General features: G+C 50.9%; 2 protein-coding genes. One reads left to right on the forward strand and one right to left on the reverse strand.

All coding sequences use genetic code 11. The annotated features are described in order from the left end of the window. Positions 1-569 (forward strand): TorD/DmsD family molecular chaperone (locus tag ACRC27_RS08130; protein ID WP_438639632.1); only part of this gene is annotated, 569 nt, incomplete at its 5' end. 226 nt (positions 570-795) lie between these two features. On the opposite strand, the gene ACRC27_RS08135 is transcribed toward ACRC27_RS08130, so the two are convergent. After that, on the reverse strand, positions 796-1,004 hold a 209-nt coding region (locus tag ACRC27_RS08135; protein WP_438639633.1), incomplete at its 5' end, for a DUF1439 domain-containing protein.

Below are 1,004 nucleotides of genomic sequence, written 5' to 3' on the forward strand. Positions count from 1 at the left end.
TATGCCGTTTGTTCGGCACGCTGTTTTATCGTCGTCCGGATGATGCGGTGATGCCGCCAGTACTTAATATGCTGCAGCAAGGTGCCCTTAGCGAAATGTGGCCGCTGGTATTGAGTGATAACAGCGAGTTTGCCCTCAAACAGTTGCGTCAGCCGCAAGATGTGGCGGCACTGTGCGCCGATTATAGCGAACTGTTTGGCGATAACGGTGCAGTATCACTGCTGGCTGAACAGCATGGTATTGATGTTCAAGGCTTTGTGGCTTTCCAACAGCAAGTGGGCATGCCGGGCGCCGGCTCGGTAGCGGGTGGTCACTTTGGCCAGATGCTGCTAACGGCCTCATGGGTTGAAGATCAAAGCGCAGAAGATGAAGTGTCAGCGCAAGAGGCGCTATTCCAGCACTATCTGTTGCCAACCGCGGCGAAAGTATTGGGGCAAGTTGAGATGCATGCCAAAACCGGCTTCTACCGCGCGCTGGCGGTACTGACTCGTGAAGCCCTATCCGCCATGGCTGATGAGCTGGTGGAGCAGTTAGAAGCGCAAAATGGCGATGAGAGCGATAACGCTTGATATGACCATTAACCGATTGGTGTAAACACGCGTTGCTGGTTACACAGCCTGCTACATAGTTTGCCACATACGAAAAAGCCCCTGCAGTGCAGGGGCTTTTTTTAACACAGAGATAACCTGATCACTTTTCCCATCGCTGTATTTGCTCAGCAGTGCTGACAAAGTCAGCCAGCCCAGATTCAGCGTTGGCCGTCATTCAGAAGCCGTACTTATTCAGAGGCCATCATTATTCAGACAGGGGGATAATAATTTTACCCGGTTTGATTTCAATGCCTTTTGCTAGCTGACGTACCAGCGCTTCTTCTTTACTGCGGTTTGAGTCCAGCACATAAACCGGTGTCTGGTTAAAGAACAATTGCAGTGAGTTTTTCAGGTATGGCATCAGCACTTTGGTGCTTTTTTCCAGTGATTGTGGCGTTACGGTGGCATTCAGCA

The sequence above is a fragment of the Plesiomonas sp. genome (genome assembly GCF_051650925.1).
GTDB lineage: Bacteria > Pseudomonadota > Gammaproteobacteria > Enterobacterales > CAMTGL01 > Plesiomonas.